The following is a 19,323-nucleotide window of genomic DNA, read 5'->3' as shown; positions in this document are numbered from 1 at the left end:
CGATTATATTGTTGTATCTCTGGAGGAAGTTGTCGAGTATCTTTTTTCATCTTTCCATAATACAACCATTATTCGTATTTGAACACCGAATTAATATTACTCTGTGGGATCAGTCAAATACTGTTTCTTTATTATTCATATCATATACAATTTTTTTTATAGTAATCGCCTATTTTAGATAGAGAAAAGGCTTCATTTATAGCCTGATCGTTTGATGATAACAATCAGACCATAAATGAAATCTAATGTAACTGTCGCGATAAGATATTAATTATTCAATTGTCGCTTTTTAAAATACTATCTAACGCGATGCTCGACTTTTATGATGAGTTGAAATGACATAGCCGCTCCTTTATAACTTTACGTCGTCAAAAATAGAGAAATAAAGGAACAAAAGGCTGTGCCAACTTCAAAGCACATCTCATGATAGACGAAATCGGCGTGGTAACCGGGTTTACACTGACGCCCGCCAATGTCAATGAGCGTGAGGCAACCTGGGATGTGCTCGGCTCAATAAAAGGCGGGTTGCTGGGTGATAAAGGGTATTTATGCGTTGAATTTAAACAGGAAATGAAGGCAACAAGGTAAAAGTCAACGCGACTGGCTTCAACAAGCCAACGTTATAGGATGTTAAAGTCGAGCATCGCGTTAAGCAATCAGTCCTGAGACTATTTTCAGTAAAAAGCCGACTACGCTTCGGTGCCTTGAATGTTCCATCTGAGAAATATTTTTCAATTCGTCATTCACCGGATGAGTAGGCCACGGGAACTGCTCCCGCAGCCTTTCGCAGAACGATACGTGAGCCTCTCGACTCATACCGCTCCCTTCAGGCAAACACACCTGTCATTCCTGCCCGCCAATGGGCAAGCAACCCCTTACGCTCCTTTGCAATCCTTTGAAGAAGTTTTAAGTCTTGGGTTTTATATCTGCTCAGAGCTTTGAACTTTCATCTGACCCAGCGCACCAACGCTTTGTTGAGTTGCCTGAAAACCTTATACAGTTCCTTCTGGTTATGATGGCGGTGGGCGATCAGACGTCATCCAACTAAATCTAAAGATTGGGTACGTCGAAAATACGACATGAACCACCAAGGAGAATGGCAATTTCATGGCTGGCAGAAAATAGCCAATATGGACTGCCATTTTAATCTGGTTCAAATAGCTCAAACGCTGATAAAAAGGCATGTGAAGATTAGGAGTGTGGCTACGCCATTCGATCCTCAATACCAAACCTATTTGGTTAAGAGGAAATCGAAAAAGGAAAGTCATCACTCTTGGTACGATCCTGCTCTGACTGCAATTTAGGTTGCTGGGTAACGTAATACGCCTTAGTGAAGGCTTGAGCCGTATGCAGTGAAAGTTGCACGTACGGTTTTTAGGAGGACGGCACTTGGTAACAGGTGTCGTCTATCCGACAAAAATGAGTTAGCGATAACATAGGAATAATCGCTTAAGACTCAAGGTTGCTTCGCTCATATTCCAATGACCAGAGCATCAGACCGTGTGTGCTCCAATACAACTTATTCGCCCTCAATATTCTGGTAGTACACCTGCTTAATATAGCGCCCTCGCCCATCACCATGCCCTAAATCCATTGAGACCAGTGCCAGCGCTTCCCGCTCGCTGAATCCTTGCGCTATATAATGCTCCCCGGATTGCTGAGCAAAATGATAACGCATACTGTGTGGCGCTTTATTACCGCTCAGTCCTGCACGTCTGACAATATAGCGGTAACGGTATATGGCCTGCGTGATCGTCGGCTTATCAATCAGTTTACCGCCACGCTCGGTCTGCTCGCGTTCAGCATAAACAATCGCGTGTTGCAGGGCTTCCCGATCCAGTATGACCGTCTGTCTGGGGCGTCCACCTTTAGTACCGAACACCACCCGCACAGACGTATGCCCGTTTTCCAGTGCTTTCTTCCAGGTCGCTAACGATTTGTAGGCTTCCACCGCTTCTTTGGTACGCAGTCCCAGCACATAGGCCAGTTGCATCACCGCCGAGACACGCCGGTCTTTTTGCTCCACCTGCTGAAAAATGTCCCGGAACGCAGCCGGTGCCAGCGCCATTTTCGTTCCCTTGCGGCTCATATCAGCGATACCCAATGCCCGGTTACTCAGGCGGGCATTATCGGGATCAGCCAGCTTATGCTTTCCCACCTGCGCTAAAATGGTTCGCAGCACCGACATTTCATTTTGCAGTGTCCGATGACTGATATTGTTGGCCTTGCGTCCAGCGATGTAGCGCTCAATATATTTCACCTTCAGGCTATCCATTTGCCGGAGTTTGATGCCATTGTCTTTCAAATAATCGAGGAACTGCCGGGCAATACGCTCCCGATCCGCCACCGTAACAAAACTTCCGCCCGCCTGTCGGGCATGCGTGATAAAAACTTTTCTGAACAGCTCAATCTTTGAACGTGTCGATCCCTGCACCATTCTCGCTTCTCCTGTTGCTTTGTGTTTGTTTTATTCATTTTTAGTCGTTTTTAAAACAATTCCCTGCGTGTCGGTTCAGGTTCACCGTTCCGTGGTGCGTCAGACAATGTGTAGCAGGGCGGGATTGTGTTGAGTTATTGCAGGAGCTCGCGACGTGCTCAGCACAGCGATGACATGCTCCCCGTTCAGAGCCTGATCAGTTCAGGATGAACGCCTCATTATCTTGACGTGATTCATTTCTCCTTAATTTTTACTGCATCAGCCTGCAATCAGGCAGTGGGTTGAAAATCCGCTAGGACAATCGTTTAACAGGGTGGTTAATAGTCTGTTTTGCGTGGTTTCACTGAGTAATGCGGGATTCAAATCGGTCGTAAAACCAGACCGGATGGGTTCTGGACGTTTGCCGCTTTGCGGCGTCACTTGGTAATCGCTGCGCTTTAACGCAAGTGACGCCGCGCCGTTTTCGGGACGTTTATCGTGATAAATGCAACATGTAAGTGAATGTTGTACCGGTTAAAACGGTATCGATTAGTGTGAGGCAGAGCATGTTCTGCCTTGTTATGTAGGTAGCCGGTGAAATAACACCGGGAAACTTTCATCATCGAAACTGGGTTATGTGTCCAATGATATCTGCTTCCAAAAGTGCGCAGATGTACCGCATGACATGCACTCCCTTTCAGGCTACGGGAGTTTTTACTTCGCCGCTCAATGCTGATCCTTACAGGCAATGGATCATTGGTAACAGTTAAATATTTTACCGATTGGGTTGGGCGAGGTCAAATTTTTGTTTGATGATGAAATGTGGGGAAAATATCATTATTTTTTGATAAACAATGATATTTTTCTCTGTTTATACGTAGACAGGCTTGTGAGATGCCCGTAATTAGAAAGTATAAAATCTATGGTCGCCCTCGTTTTTGCAACACTCATTTTGATGAATTTTGGGCTTGCTTAAATCTATCCGGCGTCATTATAGGCAAGGAGCCTGCGCCTCAATGAGTTCCGCGCCTGATGAACCTTAAAAGTGTGCCGGCTTCAAGGAGCCAATTTTTATGCCAGGTTTCTCATCAGGCCGGTAGGCCGTTCATGTCATCAATTATCAGTCTTCGCAAAACCAGTGGGGTCTCGTTTCAAATTTGTTCACAACAGGCTTGATTTAGGCTTCAAATACCGTGTGTTGTGTCGTCATAGCCCACGCTATCCGGGCGAGTTTATTCGCTAACGCACAGGCCACAATATTAGAATGCTTTCGTTCAAGTTGCCGTTTAACCCAGTCAGCCAGTTTGCCCTTTCTATGCTCAATATGCATTATGAACGTTCGGGCACATAGCACCAACAGTTGCCGGAGTGTCTTATTACCCCGTTTACTGATCCCTAATAAGGTTGTCTTTCCCCCGGTACTGTATTGGCGGGGAACCAATCCCGTCGAGGCTGCAAAATCCCGGCTGTGTGCGTATTGCTTCCCATCGCCCAGTTGTGAGGAAAGCACACTCGCCGTGATGGGGCCAATGCCGGGGATCGTCATCAGCCGTTGTCCGGTATCATCCTGAGCAATCTCCTGTGACAGGGCAGTTTCAATCTCGGTGATTTGTTCAACCAAATAGTGATAATGCGCCTGTAACCGCAGTAATACCTGTACCAGATAAGGGGGAAGTTCATGTTCAACCAACACAGTGGAGAGTCGTTTTATCACAGCAATCCCTTTGGGCATACTGATGCCAAACTCAAGCAGGAAAGCCTGCATCTGGTTGGTCGTTTTGACTTTATCCCGGACCAGTGATTCCCGGACACGATGCAACGCTCGCATGGCTTGTTGGGCTTCCGTTCTGGGCTGAACAAACCGCATTGAAGGACGTGAAGCGGCTTCACAGATAGCTTCAGCATCAATAAAATCATTCTTGTTACTTTTAACGAAGGGACGCACAAACTGCGGTGAAATCAGCTTGGCCTCATGCCCCAAATCAGCGATCCGCCTTGCCATGAAATGTGCGCCAGCACAGGCTTCCATCACCACCGTTGCCGGAAAGCAGTCAGCTAAGAATTCCATCAATTTAGTTCGGGTGAATTTTTTACGCAGTAAGGCTTTCCCCGATTGATCCTGACAATGGATATGAAAGGAATGTTTGCCGAGATCGATGCCAATCAGTGCGATAGTGTTCATGATGGTAGCCTCTTAAAAAATAAATCACACGCTGTCAATATATCGCTAACAGGGTGAGGGCGGCCATCTCATTAGTGTGGGGCACTTTGTTCAATCGGCGATAGAATGAGCAATTCAGCATATTTTTATCAGACACCTCACCATGAAAATTAATTTGTACCCTGAATCCCAGCATGTGTTCGACTGGTTTCATATCACGATGCGCCTGACTGTCTTAAAACAATATGTCAAAGGGGTATCAAAAAACGCCCCTGAAGCAGATGCAATGGAGCCAGCAAGGTATGCATTACTTACTCCTGATACGCACAGCGGTACTCAATGATAATTTGAAAACCCAATTTAAGCATTGGTATGCTGGCATAAAATTAGGTGAAGAAACGAAGCATTATTGGATGGAAGCGGTTGCCGTACAAATGCCCCAAGTTCTTTTATGCTCTTATTACACGTCCTAGCTATCAACCATGTTTATCCGATTCAAATGTTCCCGCTAGTCCCTACACAACTCCGACAATCCACTACACTCATTCTTTTTGCTTTCTTGCATTTTTCGCATAATTATATCCAATAAAATAGAAAAACAAACTAAGCAAAGTAGCTGCACAAAGTGTAAAAAATAAGGACGATGGAGTAGCATAGCTAAGTAAAAAACCTGCTACTATTGGCGACAAAGCTCCACCAATAAATCGAAGATTCTGTATCCCATAATAGCTTCCTTTTAAATTTTCAGGGGCGATATGATCAATAAACATATATTCTAATGGTATGACAATAATTTCTCCAAATGTAAAGAAAACCATTGAAACCACCCAGAGTAATACGGATTCCCCAGCAATCCAAAAACCAATGATACCTATAAAAAACATCATGATGCCTAAAGAAAAACCACAAAATATATTTTCTTTAGGTAATTTCTTGCTTACAAAATATTGTAATGAAATTACTAAAAAAGCATTCACTGGGTTAATAATCCCGAGAATTTCATACGCAAATTCTGCATTGGATGTTTTCAATAAATACTGAGAAATATAACCAGCTGATTGACTAAACACAAGAGAAATGAAAGTACTACCAATAGTGAAGTAAATTAATGAATTATCTTTAAATAAAATACTTAATGTTTTAAACAAATTTATTGGAGTGGATTTATTTTCTGAGTTTATCTTTTTATGAAAAGATATGTTGTCATAAAATCGGATAAGTAGAATAATTAACATCAGAATAGAAACTCCTCCTGAAAGATAAAATGGAAGAGTTAAATTTAATTTAGCAGCGATTACTCCGATAGGAGCTCCTATGGCCCAGCCGGCATTTGATAAATGCATAATTGAGGGAAAAAATCTGTGATCTTTGCTCATTAGAAGTCCAGTCAGCTATACATGATTTTATCGTAATATTTAACATTCCATTGGAAGTATATATTAAGCTCAAAATTAATATCATTATCCATGATTGATAAATCATAGGAATTAAAAATAAATTCAAGGAGAAAAGCATCATACATGCGAATATAACTAAAATTTTATCAAACCTATCAACTAGGTATCCAGTTAATGAGTTGAAAAATATACTAATTAACAGACTTGCACTAAGAATAGAACCGACCAATTCAAGTGGTATTTTAAAATTGCTGGAAATGTATATTGCCATAAATGGAAGAGTTATACCCCGTGAAGTTGTCGTAGCGAATGTATTAATAAGGAGTATTGAAATTGGCGACTTGTGTATTTTCATTGTTTACCTCATAAGTATTCTTATCACTTATCTGTGAATTGGATGGACAATGGTTTTTATGAGAGGAAAAAATAACTTCATTGGCTCCGGTATACCTTTGATATGAAAAGTAAGCAAGTAATAATTGTGGGTTTTATTCCCTAATCAATGCAAACTACCGGAAATTTTTCGGCGTATTGGTGATTTTTCACATTCGTTTCATTACGGTTTATGATGGAGGAAAAATTACGCCAAAAAGCCCAAAAAAGTATTTTCTGGGGAAAATTCTTACCTAACGCACAGGGTAGAATAATTTAAATTTAACACATTCATTTATATTGTGCACCATTACAATAACTTAGATTTTTAGCCTAATTTAAAGCTTGTTTATGTGATAAATATCACAGATAAATGTCTTTGTAGCTATTAGCTTAAACTTAATTGTTATTTAGGAGTAAATAAATCATTAAATAATAGTTTTATTAACTCTGTTAACAATGCAGAAACGAATAACTTGATGGTTTCATTCAAAAACATGAGGAATGAAAAATGAAAGATTCTGACGCACTAAACAAAGTATCGAGTAGTGATCTTGAAAAAATTTCGGTAAGCCTCAGTAGAACAACACAGATGATCAAGCCTAGTGGAACAGACCAACCAAAAGGTTTGTTTGTTATCAAATCGAAAACTGATCCTTTAGACGCAAAATTATTGGAGCAGTGCTGTATTCGCTGAAATTTATTCAGCTTACATATTCAACTAATCTATATTCATAAATATGGATTGTGCTAATTATTGTCTGAAATTATTCTGGAAATATGCTCTTTAGAAAAGAAAGGTATCTTAAGGGCATATTTTCTAAGACAAAAAAGCAAATTACTAACACAAGGTGGCTAATTCTTATAATCAGGAATTCCACCATTAATAAATAGATTATGCTTATGAAATGGACATATTTTGGTCACGCCTGTTATTTTATTGAAACAACCAATCTAACAATATTGGTAGATCCACTGCTTAAATCAGTGTTTCAATCTGGTACTGCACAAGTATGTCCAAACCGAACTATAAATATTGAAAAATTACCGAAAATAGATGTAATAATTATTACTCATCAACATCCAGGGCATTTCGAACTAGAAAGCTTATCGATGATAAATCGCGATGCATTAGTCATTTACCCCCCATTACCGAGCATCAAATTAGGTCTAAGCACTCTCGGATTTAGTAACATTAAAATTGTAAGAACTAGTGAGGAAATAGAAATAAACTCACTGAATATTCTGTTTACTGGTGAAAAACACCTTGAAAATTTTCAATTTGGTTTCACCATTAAAGATGAAAAAAATGCGATTGTGTATACTGGTGATTCTTCTTTAGATATCAATGAAGTGCAGCGTATAAAAACATTTTGCAGTTATAATCCTGTACTGATAGGTGGTTATCCAGATGTACAACATCGGTTTTTGACATATTGGGACATAGAATTTCCTAGTACTGACATTGAGAAGATGTTAACAGGAATAAAAGCACTTGCACCGTTATTTTTTGCTCCAAGTTGTTCTGGGATGAAGTACGTTGGGAAATATGATTGGGCAAATTATTATAGTTTCCCCATGCACCCAAAAGATTTCATAGAAGAAATCAAACCTTATCTATCTGGGATAGAAATGGTTACATTACTGCCTGGTGATGTAATTTCAGTGGTCAATGGAATACCTAAGCTAGATATACAGGGTTCTCAAATAGTCAAAAGTATGGGTAATTTTGACCGCCCAAGAGTAGATCCGACAAAGAGTCTATCTCCGCTCCAAGATGATGACCCTAAATGTCTTGGAATTGACAGGCTAGAAAAAGCAGTTTCTATTTGGTTGCAAAATAAATTTGTTCCATGGTTAGAAAAGCAAAAAGAACGTATTGATAGCTCTATTGCAGTATTGTGCAAACAACAAGTTAGATATGGAATAGAAATTATACTTCCTTCAAATACAATAAGAGAGTATGTTGTAGAATTTTCTCCGTCAGGAATAAAGTTAGAAAAATTATCTATTCCATATGTTTCATTGCATATTAGGGTTAGCGCCTCTGCTTTACTAGCCTGCGAATCGGCTGAAATACCTTATTTTGTCTTATACTTTCATTCAAGAGTCTATTCAACATTACATCGTATTTTTCAATCGGATGATGGTGTATTTAAAATACAGAGATACGATGTAAGAGATCCTATTTTTTCATATTTCAATAACGATCCGGAAACTCACTTTAACCGATGGGTGAAAAGAGAAGCCAATCGATTAATGAAGGTTAAACATGATGAAAATTAGAATAGCTATGGGTGTTAATGGAATTAATACCCCAAAAGGTTTTTTCATTAGAAATACATCAACTTTAGATACTTACTTTAGTAACCTTCTCACACAACCCTTGTTTTTAGTTATGCAAAGTATATTGTCTGATTGGATTTATTTAGATGATGCTGTAGACCAAGTTAGTATGACATTTGATTTTCCTAAGAAAATAATTGAGGCTTCTTTTAATCAACTTATAGAAATAAAGATGGTAGTTAAGAAAGATGATCCGCTTCATAAATATATAGAAGAGTTTAGAGGAACCTGGAGAGAACACGGATGGGAGGAAGCGATGCAATATCATTTCTATACAACTAAATTGATTAGAATGAATTACCTTGCAGATCCAAAAGGACTCGAAGATAAAGCCGAAATGCGCGAATATTTGGAAAAAGAATCGCCACCATCTAATTATAAGCTCTATGAAAATTTACCATTCATCAAATTGCCTGAACTTAATGAGATAAATGTAAAAAAAACAATCGGATTAAATGAAATTTTTTTAGCAAAAGTTTCAAAAGGTAATAGAACAGGACAATTCAGTATTGATGAGTTAGCTTATCTGCTGAAATTAAGCGTCGGTCAAACTGCAACAAGACGTCTACCTCTCACCGGAGCACATGTGGCAAAAACCTCACCTTCTGGAGGTAGTCGGCATCCAACCGAGGCTTATATTGTAATCTTAGACTGCCAAAATATAGCCAAAGGTCTTTACCATTATAGCGTCAAGCACCATGGATTATCTTTGCTCATTCCGGGGGATCACAGCGAACTACTATTCGAAAAAGTACTAGGTCACCGATCGCGGCTTAGCTTCGAACCTATCCTGGCTTTTCTCTTTAGTACAATGTTTGAACGAAGCATGTTCCGTTATCGAGAAGGTCGCTCGTATCGTGTTATGCAACATGACCTTGGCCATGTCATGCAAACATTAGCATACCTGGCTTCATCACTTGAACGTCGTTCTTTTCGTGGGTACTCACTTTCAGAAAAGGAAGTTGAAGCTTTCTTGGGAATTGATGGACTAAATGAAGCTGCCTCCTCATTTGCATTCATTGGTTAGGGTGAAATATATGACAAATGTAATAGAAATGCCGAATGAACTTAAGCTAAATCCATTTTTCCGTATTCGATTTGGTAAAAAAATTCACATAGATCTCCTTTTGCAGGGAGAAACATATGTCATGCCAGATGTAAGAATATTAAGTGCTTTAGCCAGTATTTCTAATACTCAATCAATTTCTGCTATCAGAGAAACATTCGCGAATATTCTTGAAGTTGATGTAGATACTGCATTGGATGTCATTTCAAATCTCTATGAATCTAATATTCTTCAAGATGCATCAATAGCCAACCCTCAAGAAAAAGCAGTTGCGCACTGGATCGATCGTGGTTGGCTGGAAGCACTTGTGATGCACTTATGCACACGAAACTTGCTTTATTTAGATAGAGAATCGGAAGATCCAATAAAGCAACAACGTGAAATGCTGTCTGATTTAATCAAAAAAGAACCTATACCGGATTTTTGGAAAATTTACAGTGATAAGAAATATATTGTACTTCCTTCTCCCAACGTTCTTCCTGAAGAACCCATGGAGCAATTACTTCTACGACGGCGATCTAACCAACCTTGGAAAAAAAAACAAATTGATCAAAATGAGTTAAGCACAATCCTGCATTTCGCCAATATTGAAACGCGTAGATTAAGGAAAGAAGCAGAACAGTATCTCGAAAATCAGCCTGAAAGGCTGTTTAATTCATCATTCTCAGCATTAGAAAGCTATTTCTTCGCATTCAATGTATCTGGTTTAGAACCAGGTATCTATCACTATGACCCATTAGAGCATCGCGTAGCACTCATACGTCATGGCGATCTATGTGACGAATTAATCCAAATGTGTATTGGACAAGAACGTATACGGGGTTGTGCTTGTGCTTTTGTGATATCTGCAATTTGGTTGCGCTATATGTATAGATATCGTCACCCTAGAGCATATCGAACTCTAATGATAAATACAGCTGAATTAGCTCAAAAATATATACTCCTTGGAACGGCTTTTCATTTCAGTACTTTTTTGACTCCAGCTTTTGAGGATGACTATGCTAACCGTATCATGGGTATGAATGGCTATGAGGAGGCACCTCTATATGTCGTCGCAATCGGTTGATAGGAATGATATTTCTGATGATCGCTTCCCAAAACATTCGAAGGCAAGCTTGGCTTTTCACTTTATATCAAGTTTCGGTCATTTGTATGAACCATCTTCTCCATTCGAGGACTTAATTTTTGAGTCGAAAAGAAGCAATGTAAAAACAGATTATTCACCATATGATGCTCGATTATCTGATTTTTCAAAGATTTTGCGTTCTCGACAGTCCGCACGCAAATTTGGTCAAATACCACTCACACTTCATGACTTGTTAGATATTTTATGGTGTGCTAATGGTATTATACACGATAGTCCTGTAGGGCTATGTCGTACTGCTCCCTCAGCTGGGGGGTTATTTCCTGTTTCATCTTTAGTACTTTGTCGGGAAGTAGAGGATTTGCCGATGGCAGCTTTTACTTACGATCCACTCACTACTCAGCTAATTGAAAATAAAGAAATAAGCTTGCCATCCGATTTTTCTCTACTTTTTCGTACACGCCATATTGATTATTCATCTGCATCAGCAATTATCATGTGGGTAGGAAAATTGTTGAAAATTTGTCCCAAATATGGTGATCGTGGCTACCGCTACATGCTATTAGAAACAGGACATATAGCCCAAAATGCTTGTTTAGCCGCGACTAAGATGAATGTCCCACACATTGTTATTGGTGGCTTTGACGATGAATTCTGTGCTTCAACATTACGTCTTGATTTTCCATGGGAGTGTGTGGTCTATGCCATGGTTTTAGGCAAGAAAATAGAAGGGTGATCTATGTCTAATGATAATAAAACCTGTGCCTTTTTATCAGAATGGTTTGATAATCCATTATGTCAACTTCCCACCGTTTACCGTGAATATGGATATTCTTGGCCTGATGGAACCTTGCCCAGTGATTATGCTAGGATGTGGTTAAAATCAAATATCTCAAATACAGTGTTACTACATATAGCTATAGCTATATTGAATGTCTCCTGTTTTGATGGCACTACGCGTTTATTGGTTGGCAGAGGTATAGATCTCAACCCTGATTATGCTCTTTTAAAAGCTCGTGCAGAGGCGATTGAACGGGTAGGTGCTTTTTGTCGACCTGCTGAAGAAATTCATTTTGCATCATCAAGAGAATTAAAAGGACATATACATTCTTCAGTAACTAATCTTTTAGAGCTTCGCCATGAAACTGATAATCCACGTTGGTGGATAACATGCAAAAATAAAATAGATGATAGCCAAAGTTTTTTACCACTAGAATATGTACAGATCGAATCTTTGGCTACTGTCAAAGAACCTTTGGTTTTCCCCGACTCTACTGGAATGGCCGTACATTCTTTATATGAAAATGCAGTACAGAACGGATTCCATGAAGCTTTGGAACGAGCTATTTTGAAGGATATTTGGCGAAGCGGTTTACCTTCTGTACATATGGCAAATGTTGATATTATAGGAAATGAACTGGCTTCATACATTGAGCAGATAGGCGGTTCTATCTGGCTTTCTCACATTAATCTAGAAAACGCTTTCAATTTTTATCTGGTATTATTTTTGGGAGATGGTATCAACAGCCCTGCTTTAATCACAGGTTGTGGTGTTGATACTTCTGACCAGCAAGCAAGATTGCATGCTATTAACGAATTGTATGGACAACTTGTACATTCCTTTGAAATATGGCCAAAATTAGTCTACGAAGATAAATACAAGATATCTTCAGGCTTTGAAGCTAATATGATGAAGGAAGTTGCTCAAGAAACACTTAAGCAGCTAAAATTTCATGATGCGGACAAGAATGATGTTGGTTCATTTATTTCTCCTAATGCAATTAAGCAAAATATAAGTGATTGTTTGATTATAGATCGCTCAACGCCATTGTCTGAGTTATTCGGGTTTCAGTCAGTACAATGCTTCCTGCCTGCCAATCTTCCTTTTTGTTGGAATGGGAGAATAAAATGCCTTCACCCTTTCTCATAAATAACCATATTAAAATTAGTAAGTTTTTCACTATGATTATTGCATCTGGTGAATGGTATACTTGTAATCCAGCCCAATTAAGGAAAGCTAAGATATCGGAGCCAAATGATGAAATCTTTCGGCTTATAAATAAACTATGCCAGACTGATAATTTAATAAACTTAGAATCAATTAGGGTTGATCTCAATTGGAATGAAGAGTTATGGTGGCCTATTATTGACCAATTAGAACAACTTGGGTTATTTGACCTTTCTGATAGAGAATCAGTTTGGACAGATACGTTTTCCTTTCCATTATCTGAAACTGATGTTGCTGGTTATATTTGTGGTAAATCTATTCTTTACCATGCAAACTACTCAGAACCAGATGTATATAATCAAGACCGATATCAAATGGAAAGATATTTAAATATATCGCCTCCACCATCCACTTATTTAATGAACTCTCATATTAAAACAGGACGCCTTCCTCATCCTGCATTTTATCCATCAGGTTATAAACCGATAACAAAATTTGAGAAGCTTGGTTTTTTGCTTTTTTGGACATTTGGGAAACTTCGATTAGCACGTTTTCTCGATGTTTTAGATGTAGTTCTTAAAGCTGTACCGTCAAAGGGATGCCGTCATCCTTTCAGGATAAACGTAACTATTAACAATAATAATTACGTTGAGATTTATGAATATAATATGCGATATCATTCATTAATTTTAGTTTCTTCGGAAAAATGTGATGGTCAAAATTTCTTTGCCTTCATTCGGGTCAAATGGAATTTTGAACAATATCAATGGCGTTATCGTCACTCCTGGGCCTGGAAAGACCTTTTTTTAGACTTAGGTCATCTTAATGAGCAAGCTCGCTTTGTTGCAAAAACATTGGGATTAAACTTATCTATTGATTACTTAATCGATGCTCAAGATCCTCACCTTCTTATTGACGAGACGGCTATTACTTGGTGTTTATCGTTGGAGACACAAAATGAAAAATTTAACTAATGCAATTATCGAATTACCTGTAGGATTAGATTTAAATTTTTCTCTTCCTTGGCATGAACTTTGTCTTGCAGTCCGTGAAGGCGACTATGTTAACGTAGCAAATTTGTTTCAGGCTGTTCTGCCTTCCCCAATATTACAGGCTCAAACTGAACTTAATCGATGTATCCTCAATGGACTGAACAGTGGCTTTTGGGATGACGCCGTTGCCGAATTCGGGCAACTTCGAGATGCTCAATGTTTTGTATTTCTGGGATTAATAAGAGCAATGGAAGGTAAACCTGCTGAACAGGGCTTGCTAGCAGCATGTCGTACATCTAAAATTAGATACTTAATTGATATTATTGAAAATAATCTTGATATACTGGGTAGCCGTATTTTTGGAACCCCGCTCGATTTTCATGGGCGTCATATTGAGTTTTATGATATTGGATTAATCGAAGGAGCGTTCAGGCGTGGCCTTGGGCAATATATAGCTCTATTTAGCCCGTTTTATTTTTCTGGTTGGAGCGATTCTACACGACAAATTAACTATCGTCGCTCAATTCTTTTTCATAACATTATCAAAATTCGATTTAATCATCTAACTGCTCCATTACTTAACGAGCATTTCATGGTTAATGGTGCCTCGAGTATTTTAGTCAATATTTCCGAAGAAAAATTAGACCAAGCCTTTGTTTTGTGGTTGACTCTTCATGAATTATTACATGGTTCTGGACCGATCCCCTTATTTGGTGCAGCAGTAAAAAAAATACCCTTGGGTTTGGTCTATGCAGGTATTGAGGAATTTCGTGTTGATATGTCTGTCTGGCTCTTACTGGAATCATGTAAGGATTTATTTGGTGAATTAGTACCTATCACTCAAGAATTAATTTTAGCTGAACGCCTACTTCGTTCTTTTCGAAGTGGATATTGGAAAAATTCATCATCTGGCGGAATTTTAGCTAGTTCTGATGCTGAGAATGGTCTTTTTTGGTTCAGTTGTCTTATCCAGAGTAACGTCGCTGAGATTGATAACATTTCTATCAACGTTGATACGCATAAAATTAGCAGTGTTTTATTCAAAATTCTTGATGAAATTTATAACTCAGAAAATAATGCTGCACAAACAGATGGTGGACAAGAAATTTTATTAAAACTTGCAAAACGCCTTCGCATGCGTTATTTCCATTTTATGGAAGATAAGTTCGGTTATACTAAACATCAGTCTTATTTTAACAGTATCCTATCTCCGTACCCAACTCATTTAAACTTTAATACTATGTTTTAATTTTTCTAACAATTTTATTCTCACAGATAATACCAGAGTGTTTTATTATTATGATATGTAAAATCAGAAAAGCATGTGTATATGATGTAATGAAAATTGCATTATTACATGTTAAATCATGGCAAGCTGCTTATAAACATATTATTCCAGAAAAGAAACTTGGGAAGCTGTCTGTCCATGAGAAAGCAAAATCTTGGTATAAAAGACTAAATCGTTCTGACACTGGTTTTCCTAAAACTCTTATTGCCGAATATGGTGATGAAATATTTGGATTTTGTTCATTTGGTGTTTCAAGAGATGACCCTAATACTGGATCAATTTTTGCTATTTATTTTTATCAGAATTATTGGGGAATGGGTTATTCCCAAAAATTAATATATTCCGCTCTTGGAGAATTGAAATTATCAGGTTTCAAATTTGTTACTCTATGGGTTATAGAAGATAATTTTAGAGCTTTAAAATTCTATGAAAAAATTGGCTTCCTTCCCTCTAGGAAATATAAAAATGTTAATATTCTTGGTTGCGAAATTCGTGAGATATGCTTAATTAAAAAAATATAACCGTCATTCCGCAATTATATCTGTAATATACTGATTTTAAATCGTTTGTATGAAATTTACGCATGCTTTAATTCTTAATTAAAACAATAAATTACGAATGCGGTGCGGAATGCCGGATATAACTTAGAGCCTATACCAATATCCCCATTGTAATTAAAGATGCTTGATTTTTCATTCGTATCAGATCAGAATCGCGCCCATGAACATTAATCTGACAGATGTCCAAAAAGAAGCCCTCGAATTGATGCATGATACGACTATATGAACACATCCCGTTTGCAAGACAAAAATCACGCTGACATCGACGGTAGGTTGCAACTCTATATTCATCTGCATTTTGCCTGCTTAAAAAACAAAAGCACGACAAATATGATGAGTAAAAGTAATGAGTAGCACGTTTTTCAGAGTATTCTGACGGGATAACGCTCCCCCCTTTATGACAAAAAACGGGTCTCACTACTTTCCCTTCGACAACATCTTCTGCATCACCATTTGCCCGAACATGCCCGCAGACTGCCTGACTTGCCCCACGCCCTGACTCATCATGCCCGCCATGTCCCCCATCCGCACACCGGCCCAGGCCAGTGCCCCCAGCCAGACCATCGGCAGCACAATAAACAACGTGCCCATCACCAGCCCCATAATCAAATCATCCGAGGTATTCTGAAATCCCGCCAGATTCAACAGGCTATGGGTGTCTGAGCCATACAAGGCGTCCAGTAAATAACTGTCCAGCCAGCGGGCGGTTTCCCACCAGAAAGTCAGGAAATTCAAAGAAAATAGGGCGAACGTCAGTGTGAGTACCGTCTTAAATTCATAGGCGGCAAACAGCAGGATCAACGGGATCAATATATACAACGCCATCAGGATCACCGCCTGCATCATCGGCAGTGCCTGACGTACCGCATCAAACATCGGGGTACTGATCAATCCCCCTAATATCGTCCCCGCCGCCGCACCGACCCGATTGGAACCGTCCCAGACCGTAAAATCCGCGTTGCCCCCATAGCCCGCATACACATAGCCTTCCTGAGATACGGTCAGATTCACCGGGCTGACCAGACGGCGGATCACCGCTTCTTTATATTCACGGGTTTCTTTGCCCAGCATTTTGAGGGCGGCCGACAGACGCAGCCATAATCCCGGATCGGCCTGGACCAATACCCGGGCCTCCAGTCCGGTTTTGGGAGTTGACCACCAGGCCTGGCAGGTGGGGTAACCTCCCTGCCCGGTATTGGGCCGGCCACTGTCCCGGTTTTCATTCCACGGAAATGGCGCCCTGGGTGTTCGGGATTGCAGGGTGTGGTAATCGCCGGATAAGAAGGTGCGACTGCCCAGCCATTCAATATCATGCAGTGTGGCCAGATCGGTGGTTTGTCCCTGATCCCGTTGCTTCCACTGGTACAACGCCAAGGCATAACAATCATTAGTGAAATCCTGTAACTCCGCCGCCAGTGCCGGATGACGGATACGGGTATGCTGCACTTCAAAACGCAACTGCCTTAAATCCGGCCGGCAGGGAATGGCGGCTACCGCTGCTTGCGTTAACCCTTTTGACAGCCGGTGTACCACGGCCCACCAGAGGGGCACCGCCGCCGTCTGATTATTCAGGCTGGAGATCACCGGCTCATAACCACTTTTATCCGGCGCTTGCGGTGTCCAGATACCGCAACTTTTGGCGCGGGACTGATCATACTGAAGGGTACTGAGGCTGACATTGACTAGCGGCACACAGCACACCACCATAACGAAAAAGGCGCTGTACAAGGTATTCTCAATCCGGGCAAGTGACTGCAACCCACCACTGCCCTCCTCTTCGCCACACTCTCTTACTTTCAGCCAGACAGCGATGACCTTTATCACCAAAGGCAGGGTAAACAGCCCTGTAGCAATCAGAATTTGCCATAACCCGTTATTGACCACCCAGCCGAGCAGGGTCAGAAAGTATTCCAGATAGCTGTTGGTGGTCATGACATTCCCTCAATAGTACCTGACAGGGCATATTCACCCAGCACAATAAACAGCAGGCTGACCACCATCATCCGTATCAATGTTGTGCGGTATTCCGGCTGGTATATTGTCCTTTGCCCGATTTTCCAGCTATTCCAGCCCAGCACTGCATACAGGCATAATCGCCAGACTAACCAAAATCCCCTGGTTTCAATCACCCAATGGTGCATCTCGGTGATATTTTCCGCCTGATGCAGCCCGGCCCAGCCTATCGCCAAACTGATAACCATCATCAAAGCAATAATCAGTAATAGCACAACACCTTTTCTCAATGTGGTGATCATCGCTGCCATATCATCTTACCGCCGTTCACTGTTAGGCATTTCCAGCTGATAAAAACGCGCATCGGTACTGTCCGGCACTTGCTTTTGGGGATGGGCTTCAATGCGACGGTTTTCCCGTTCAATAATGGTCAGGATGGCGTTACGCGACAGTTCCCGTTTCAGCAACATTTCATTTTTCAGCGCATTGATTTCCCGATCCAGCGCATCAATCCGCCGTTCCCCTTCTGCCAGGGCTTCCGGCTGGGCAGCCGCATTAGGCTCTGACATGCCAGTGATCAGCATTCGCCGCATCAACAATGCGGTCTCGGTGGTCTCAGCCATCGCCAGTTCACCCGCCAGACGCGCGGTCAACGTAGCACTGTCCGGATCTCGCTGCAATGCCTGCATGACCCCTTTAGTCACGGCCAGACTGCCGGTTTTCAGTTTGGCCAGATTGGCGGCGGTGGGTTTTTCCGTGCCATTGACCAGCTTCACCAGCTGTTCAATATTGGCTTTGGTGTCTTCTTCCAGCATAGGCGCAAAGCCGGTGCCGGCCACCGTCGCCCCCGGTTGCTGAGATCCCCCGCCGCTGGTGCATTCCGCGGCATTGGCACAAGTACGGATAGCCCGATCACCCAGCACTTTCACCACGGCCTCCGCTGCTTCGGTGGCATTCTGGAATTGGCGACAGGCACCGCCATCACACTGTTTGGTACTGACTGACGACTGGCTCAGTACCGGCAGATGATTCATCATATTAAACCCCGCGCTGGCTAAATCACGGGTGGGCCGGATAGCGCTCTGTCCCTTGCCCCCCTGCTTCTTCCCGCCAATCCATTGATGCCCGCCTGTGCCTGTGGATTTGCTACCGGCATTATTCACCCTCACCGCATCCGCATCCCCGCTGTTCACCTGCGTTTTGTATTCCTGCATCGCGGCCGATTGGGTCCATTTACTGTTTTGCGCAAAATCCATCATCCGTTTGGCCATATTCTGGCAATTAAACTGGGCATTATCGAACGCCACATTGGCCTGCAAGACCCCATTGGTCAGCATGTCATAGAGACCCGGATTGGCGCGCTGAATGACCATGGCAGGTAAACTCGCCACCGCGCCGGTTGCCCCCTGGATCACCTCACTCATCAGGTTCTTAAACCCGGCGGTAATGCCGTTTAGCTGGTTGCCGACCGTGGTTTTTAAATCAAAATTGCCGCACATCAAATCCGAACTCCAGCCAAGTTCCAGTCCGCCCAGTTTGGTCAGGGAACTGCGGGTGGCAGGCTGTGAAATCACCGAGCCGCCGCCAAGGGTATAAAATAGGGAGTCTGAGATCGCGCCACTGACATCTGCACCATAACCCAGAGCACCGCGATTGACCTGGGGCAGAGAAACCGTCAACCTGTTTTCAGCCCATCCCGTTTGCGATACCCCACCTGCCAGTAAGCTGACCATCAGCCAT

At 41.2% G+C, this 19,323-nt stretch carries 16 protein-coding genes and 3 pseudogenes; 11 read left to right on the top strand and 8 right to left on the bottom strand.

Features of this window, described 5'->3' with window-relative positions:
• Positions 1-384 precede the first annotated feature (384 nt).
• A pseudogene (locus tag Xind_RS21770) lies at positions 385-576 on the top strand (transposase); the annotation flags it as partial.
• 72 nt (positions 577-648) lie between these two features.
• Here the strand turns inward: Xind_RS21770 and Xind_RS15185 are convergent.
• The 3 genes and pseudogenes from Xind_RS15185 to Xind_RS15175 all read right to left on the bottom strand — a co-directional run.
• Positions 649-747: pseudogene (locus Xind_RS15185) on the bottom strand (IS982 family transposase); the annotation flags it as partial.
• A gap of 772 nt (positions 748-1,519) precedes the next feature.
• On the bottom strand, positions 1,520-2,437 hold the full coding sequence (locus Xind_RS15180) for an integrase domain-containing protein (protein WP_187650410.1): 918 nt from the start codon (positions 2,435-2,437) through the stop codon (positions 1,520-1,522).
• Positions 2,438-3,593: 1,156 nt separating this feature from the next.
• Positions 3,594-4,598, bottom strand: a complete 1,005-nt coding sequence (locus Xind_RS15175; protein WP_187650409.1) for an IS110 family RNA-guided transposase — start codon at positions 4,596-4,598, stop codon at positions 3,594-3,596.
• 142 nt (positions 4,599-4,740) lie between these two features.
• On the opposite strand from Xind_RS15175, the pseudogene Xind_RS15170 reads away from it, so the two are divergent.
• Positions 4,741-5,050, top strand: a pseudogene (locus Xind_RS15170) (hypothetical protein); the annotation flags it as partial.
• Between the two features lie 69 nt (positions 5,051-5,119).
• On the opposite strand, the gene Xind_RS15165 reads toward Xind_RS15170, so the two are convergent.
• Both Xind_RS15165 and Xind_RS24620 read right to left on the bottom strand, forming a co-directional pair.
• A complete protein-coding gene (locus Xind_RS15165) occupies positions 5,120-5,953 on the bottom strand; it encodes an MFS transporter (protein ID WP_187650408.1) in 834 nt (277 codons plus the stop codon).
• Positions 5,862-6,329: an MFS transporter gene (locus tag Xind_RS24620; RefSeq protein WP_187650407.1), complete on the bottom strand. Its 468-nt coding sequence runs from the start codon at positions 6,327-6,329 to the stop codon at positions 5,862-5,864. Before Xind_RS24620 ends, Xind_RS15165 begins: the two co-directional genes overlap by 92 nt.
• Before the next feature lie 528 nt (positions 6,330-6,857).
• Here Xind_RS24620 and Xind_RS15155 point away from each other — a divergent pair.
• The 9 genes from Xind_RS15155 (at position 6,858) to Xind_RS15115 (ending at position 15,591) form a co-directional block, all read left to right on the top strand.
• Positions 6,858-7,043 carry a hypothetical protein gene (locus Xind_RS15155; RefSeq protein ID WP_047684799.1) on the top strand — a complete coding sequence of 62 codons (186 nt, stop codon included), beginning with the start codon at positions 6,858-6,860 and terminating at the stop codon, positions 7,041-7,043.
• A gap of 206 nt (positions 7,044-7,249) precedes the next feature.
• Entirely contained in the window at positions 7,250-8,632 is a 1,383-nt protein-coding gene (locus Xind_RS15150; protein WP_187650406.1) for an MBL fold metallo-hydrolase, read from the top strand.
• Entirely contained in the window at positions 8,619-9,719 is a 1,101-nt protein-coding gene (locus Xind_RS15145; RefSeq protein ID WP_047684794.1) for a SagB/ThcOx family dehydrogenase, read from the top strand. Before Xind_RS15150 ends, Xind_RS15145 begins: the two co-directional genes overlap by 14 nt.
• A 10-nt stretch (positions 9,720-9,729) precedes the next feature.
• Positions 9,730-10,824 carry a SagB/ThcOx family dehydrogenase gene (locus Xind_RS15140; RefSeq protein ID WP_187650405.1) on the top strand — a complete coding sequence of 365 codons (1,095 nt, stop codon included), beginning with the start codon at positions 9,730-9,732 and terminating at the stop codon, positions 10,822-10,824.
• On the top strand, positions 10,805-11,578 hold the full coding sequence (locus tag Xind_RS15135) for a SagB/ThcOx family dehydrogenase (RefSeq protein WP_047684788.1): 774 nt from the start codon (positions 10,805-10,807) through the stop codon (positions 11,576-11,578). The genes Xind_RS15140 and Xind_RS15135 overlap by 20 nt, the downstream gene beginning before the upstream one ends.
• Before the next feature lie 3 nt (positions 11,579-11,581).
• Positions 11,582-12,772 (top strand): YcaO-like family protein, encoded by a 1,191-nt coding sequence (locus tag Xind_RS15130; RefSeq protein ID WP_047684785.1) that lies wholly within the window; start codon positions 11,582-11,584, stop codon positions 12,770-12,772.
• Positions 12,751-13,764 carry a nitroreductase family protein gene (locus tag Xind_RS15125; protein ID WP_047684783.1) on the top strand — a complete coding sequence of 338 codons (1,014 nt, stop codon included), beginning with the start codon at positions 12,751-12,753 and terminating at the stop codon, positions 13,762-13,764. The genes Xind_RS15130 and Xind_RS15125 overlap by 22 nt, the downstream gene beginning before the upstream one ends.
• The gene (locus Xind_RS15120; RefSeq protein ID WP_187650404.1) at positions 13,748-15,031 is read left to right on the top strand and encodes a hypothetical protein; all 1,284 of its coding nucleotides are present in this window, start codon (positions 13,748-13,750) and stop codon (positions 15,029-15,031) included. The genes Xind_RS15125 and Xind_RS15120 overlap by 17 nt, the downstream gene beginning before the upstream one ends.
• A gap of 89 nt (positions 15,032-15,120) precedes the next feature.
• Positions 15,121-15,591: a GNAT family N-acetyltransferase gene (locus Xind_RS15115; protein ID WP_052189710.1), complete on the top strand. Its 471-nt coding sequence runs from the start codon at positions 15,121-15,123 to the stop codon at positions 15,589-15,591.
• 456 nt (positions 15,592-16,047) lie between these two features.
• Here Xind_RS15115 and Xind_RS15110 read toward each other — a convergent pair whose 3' ends face one another.
• The 3 genes from Xind_RS15110 to Xind_RS15100 are packed head-to-tail and all read right to left on the bottom strand — an operon-like array spanning position 16,048 to position 19,316.
• Positions 16,048-17,562 (bottom strand): conjugal transfer protein TraG N-terminal domain-containing protein, encoded by a 1,515-nt coding sequence (locus tag Xind_RS15110; RefSeq protein WP_187650403.1) that lies wholly within the window; start codon positions 17,560-17,562, stop codon positions 16,048-16,050.
• Entirely contained in the window at positions 17,559-17,894 is a 336-nt protein-coding gene (locus tag Xind_RS15105) for a hypothetical protein (protein WP_187650402.1), read from the bottom strand. Before Xind_RS15105 ends, Xind_RS15110 begins: the two co-directional genes overlap by 4 nt.
• Before the next feature lie 6 nt (positions 17,895-17,900).
• Positions 17,901-19,316, bottom strand: a complete 1,416-nt coding sequence (locus tag Xind_RS15100; RefSeq protein WP_246432568.1) for an integrating conjugative element protein — start codon at positions 19,314-19,316, stop codon at positions 17,901-17,903.
• Positions 19,317-19,323: the final 7 nt, after the last annotated feature.

Source organism: Xenorhabdus indica, assembly GCF_014467235.1.
Lineage (GTDB): Bacteria > Pseudomonadota > Gammaproteobacteria > Enterobacterales > Enterobacteriaceae > Xenorhabdus > Xenorhabdus indica.
The sequence above is the reverse complement of the archived record's forward strand: the minus strand, read 5'-3'. Positions and strand labels throughout refer to the sequence as shown.